Origin of the sequence: Amycolatopsis sp. NPDC004079 (assembly GCF_040610415.1) — a bacterium.
GTDB classification, from domain to species: domain Bacteria; phylum Actinomycetota; class Actinomycetes; order Mycobacteriales; family Pseudonocardiaceae; genus Amycolatopsis; species Amycolatopsis halotolerans.
Genome location: NZ_JBEXMH010000151.1, coordinates 1 through 4,116 on the forward strand (window position 1 = coordinate 1; position 4,116 = coordinate 4,116).

The following is a 4,116-nucleotide window of genomic DNA, read 5'->3' on the forward strand; positions in this document are numbered from 1 at the left end:
GTGCGGCGGGCCAGGGCGCGGGCGGCGTCGTCGAGCTCGAGGCCCGGGTTGCGCGCCACATGCCCCGCCAGATCACGAGCCTGGTCGCGGAGTGCGTCCGGGGTCTTGGCGGAAAGGATCCACGGAAGCGCGTGTTCGTCGGCGAACACGGTGGGCCGGTTCGGCTCGACGGGTTCGGGAGGGGGCGGTTCTTCCAGGATGAGGTGCGCGTTGGTGCCGGAGATGCCGAACGACGAGACGCCGGCGCGGCGCGGGCGATCGCCGGCAGGCCAGGGTTTGCTGTCGCTGAGCAAGGCGATCGCGCCCGAGGACCAGTCCACGTTCCTGGTGGGGCGATCGGCGTGCAGCGTGGGGGGCAGGGTGTGGTGGTGGAGCGCGAGGATCATTTTGATCACGCCGGCGATTCCGGCGGCGGCTTGGGTGTGGCCGATGTTGGATTTGATGGAGCCGAGCCAGAGCGGTCGGTCGCGGTGTGGGGCGAAGACGGCGTGGAGGGCGTTGGCTTCGATGGGGTCGCCGAGGGTGGTTCCGGTGCCGTGGGCTTCGATGGCGTCGATGTCGTGGGGGGTGAGCCGGGCGTCGGCGAGTGCTTCTTGGATGACGTGTTGCTGGGCGAGTCCGTTGGGTGCGGACAGTTGTGCGCTGGCGCCGTCTTGGTTGACGGCGCTGCCGCGGATGACGGCGAGGATTCGTCGGTGGTTGCGTTGGGCGTCGGTGAGTCGTTCGAGCAGGATCATGCCGGCGCCTTCGCCGAATCCGGTGCCGTCGGCGTTGTCGGAGAAGGGTTTGCAGCGTCCGTCGGGGGCGAGTCCGCGTTGTCTGCTGAATTCGATGAGGAGTCCGGGGGTGGACATGATCGTGACTCCGCCGGCGAGGGCGAGGTCGGTTTTGTGTTGGCGGAGGGCTTGGACGGCGAGGTGGACGGCGACCAGGGATGAGGAGCAGGCGGTGTCGATGGTGATCGCGGGGCCGTGGAGGTTGTAGGTGTAGGCGATGCGCCCGCTGGCGATGCTGAGTGCGCTGCCGGTGCCGAGGTGGGGTTCGTGTTGGGGTGGCGGGGTGTGGTGGCGGCTGGCGTAGTCGTTGTACATCGTGCCGATGTAGGTGGCGGTGTTGCTGTGCTGGAGCGTCGCGGGTTCGATATGGGCGTTTTCCAGGGTGTGCCAGGTGGTTTCGAGCAGCAGCCGGTGCTGGGGGTCGATGGTGAGCGCTTCGCGGGGGCTGATGCCGAAGAAGGCGGGGTCGAAGTGGTGGGGATCGGCCAGGGTGTGCGCGGCGGTGGCGTAGGTGGTGTGCGGATGGTCGGGATCGGGATGGTGCAGATCAGCGGGCCAGCCACGACCAACCGGAAACGGACCAGCGCTGTCGACCCCGCCCGTCACGGCTCGCCAGAGATCCGCCGGGCAGGCGACATTCGCCGGATAGCGGCAGGCCATCCCGACCACCGCGACCGGTTCCGTGTCGTCGACCGGGCCGGTCGGCCGGGCCGGGCCGGTGCTTTCCTCGGCGTTGCCGAGCACGGCGGTCACCAGATGGTCGGCGAGCCTGGCCGGGGTGGGGCAGTCGAACAGCAGAGTCGCGGGCAGCGCCAGCCCGGTCGCGGCGTTGATCCTGTTGCGCAGCTCCACCGCGGTCAGCGAATCGAATCCCATGTCGAAGAATCCGCGGTCGACGTCCACCGCGAGGGCGTCCGCGTGCCCGAGAATCGCGGCCGCCAGCGAGCGCACGAATTCCAGCGCCACCCGGCCCTGGTCCGCGGCCGCGGCGATCTCCCCGGCCAGCCGATTCCCGCCGGAGTCTCGTCTCGCCGGCTTCGGAGCGAGATTGAGCAGTACCGCGGGCAGCGCCTGGGCTTGCACCAGGTCCCGCAGGGCGACGCGGTCCAGCCTCGCTGCCACGACGGTCGGCTCGACAGCCGTCGCGGCGGCGTCCAGGACTTTCAGGGCCAGGTCGGTGGCCAGCGGCGCGAGCCCGGCACGCCGGATCCGGGCGCGGGCAGCCGTGCCGAGCGACTGGGTCAGCGCGCTGCCTTCTTCCCACAGGCCCCACGCCACCGACACCGCGGGCAGACCGGCGGCCCGTCGTTGCGCGGCGAGGGCGTCCACGAACGCGTTGGCAGCGCTGTAGCCGGCTTGGCCAGGGCTGCCCAGCGTTCCGGCCGCTGAGGAGAACAGCACGAAGGCCGCCAGTCCGGAGGTGAGTTCGTGCAGATGCCAGGCGCCGAGGGCTTTCGGCCCGAGCGCGACGCCAACCTGTTCCGCGGTCAGCTCGGTCACCGTGGCATCGGCCAGCGCGCCGGCCAGGTGCACGACCGCGGTCAGCGGGTGTGCACCCGGGATTCGGTCCAGCAGTGCGGCCACTGCGTCCCGGTCGGCGACGTCGCAGGCGGCGACGGCGACCTCGGCGCCTAGGTCCGCGAGTTCCGCGGTCAGCTCGGCCGCGCCAGCGGCGTTCTGTCCGCTGCGGCTGGCCAACAGGAGATGCCGGAGGCCGTGCACGGAAACCAGGTGCTTGGCCACGGCGGCGCCCAGCGTCCCGGTACCGCCGGTGATCAGCACGGTGCCTTCAGGATCGACGGCGTCCCAACCGGAATCCGCGTCGAACTCACGGGCCGGGGCCAGCCGGGGGACCAGAATCCGCCCGTCGCGGACCGCTGTCTGCGGCTCGCCGGTGGCCAGCGCGGCGGGCAGCATCGAGCCGTCGTCGCCTTCGGGCAGGTCTACCAGCGCGAACCGGCCGGGGTGCTCGAGTTGCGCGGAGCGCACCAGCCCCCACACCGCAGCACCGACGAGATCCGGCGTCCCGTTCGCCGGTACCGCTTCCTGGGTGCCGAAGACCAGGCGGCTGCTCGCGAATCGGTCTTCGGCGAGCCAGTTCCGGATCAGTGTCAGCACCGAGTCCACAGTGGACCGCAGATCGCCGTCGCGGCACGGGACGATGGCCAGCACCGCATCCGGGGCCGGTGACGGCACCGAGGCGAGGTCGAACCCGCTGATGCCGTCCGGAATGGAGGCGTCGCCGAGCACGGTGACGGCGGGCGCCGGCCCGCTTGCCTTCGCGGGCACCCAGTCGAGAGCGAACACCGCGCTTCGGGCGGTGCCGACCTCGCTGCCGGCCGGGACCGGCCGGGTCACCAGCGCGTCGACCGAAGCCACCGGTGTGCCTTCCTCGGCAAAGATGCTCAGGCCGATCGCGTCGGGGCCCGAGCGGCGGAGGTACACCCGGAGCACCTCCGCGTCGGTCGCGGTCGCGGTGACCCCGGTCCAGGTGAACGGCATCCGGGTGGTCCCGTCCTCGGTGAGCGCTGCCGGATGCAGGGCAGCGTCGAAGACCGCCGGGTGGAGGGTATGGCCGTCGGCGTCGGCTGCCGCGATCTCTGCGTAGAGGTCGTCGCCTGCTCTCCATGCCCGCAGGACATTGCGGAACGCCGGGCCGTAGTGCAGGCCGGTGTCGGCGAGCTCGTCGTAGAGCCGGTCGAGATCGAGCGGCGTGCCGGAGGCGGGCGGCCAGACGGCGGGAGCGGACCGGGCCTCGGGCGGGGTGGTGGTGAGGGTGCCGGTGGCGTGGGGTGTCCAGGGGTGGTGGGGGTCGTGGGTTGGTTTGGTGTGGAGGGTGAAGGTGCGGGTGTTGTCGGTGGGGGCGTGGATGTGGAGTTGGAGTGCGGTGGGTTCGGCGGTGACGACGGGGGTGTGGACGGTCAGTTCCTGGATGTACGGGTGGTCAGTGTGCTGCCCGGCGTGCAGGACGAGGTCGAGTATCGCGGTGCCGGGCAGGATCGGGGTGTCGTGGACTCGGTGGTCGGCGAGCCATGAATCGTCCTTTGCGGACACCTGGCCGGTGAACAGGTGCGTGCCGGTGTCGGGGACGGGGACGGCCGCGGCGAGCAGCGGGTGGCCGACCGGTTGCTGGCCGAGATGCGCGGGGTCCGCGCCGTCGGGTTCGCCGTCGAGCCAGTAGCGCTTGCGTTGGAAGGGGTAGGTGGGCAGGTCGGGGAGGTGGGGGTGGGGCGGGTTGATGGTGTGCCAGTGCACGGTGAGTCCGGTGAGGTGGGCGTGGGTGAGGGCGTGGAGGAGTTGGGTGGGGGTGTGTTTGTTGCGGTGGAGGGTGGGGATGGTG

Annotated in this window: 1 protein-coding gene; it reads right to left on the bottom strand. The window is 71.2% G+C overall.

The window, feature by feature from the left end:
* On the bottom strand, nt 1-4,116 hold a 4,116-nt coding region (locus ABZX37_RS49230), incomplete at both ends, for an SDR family NAD(P)-dependent oxidoreductase (protein WP_354751253.1).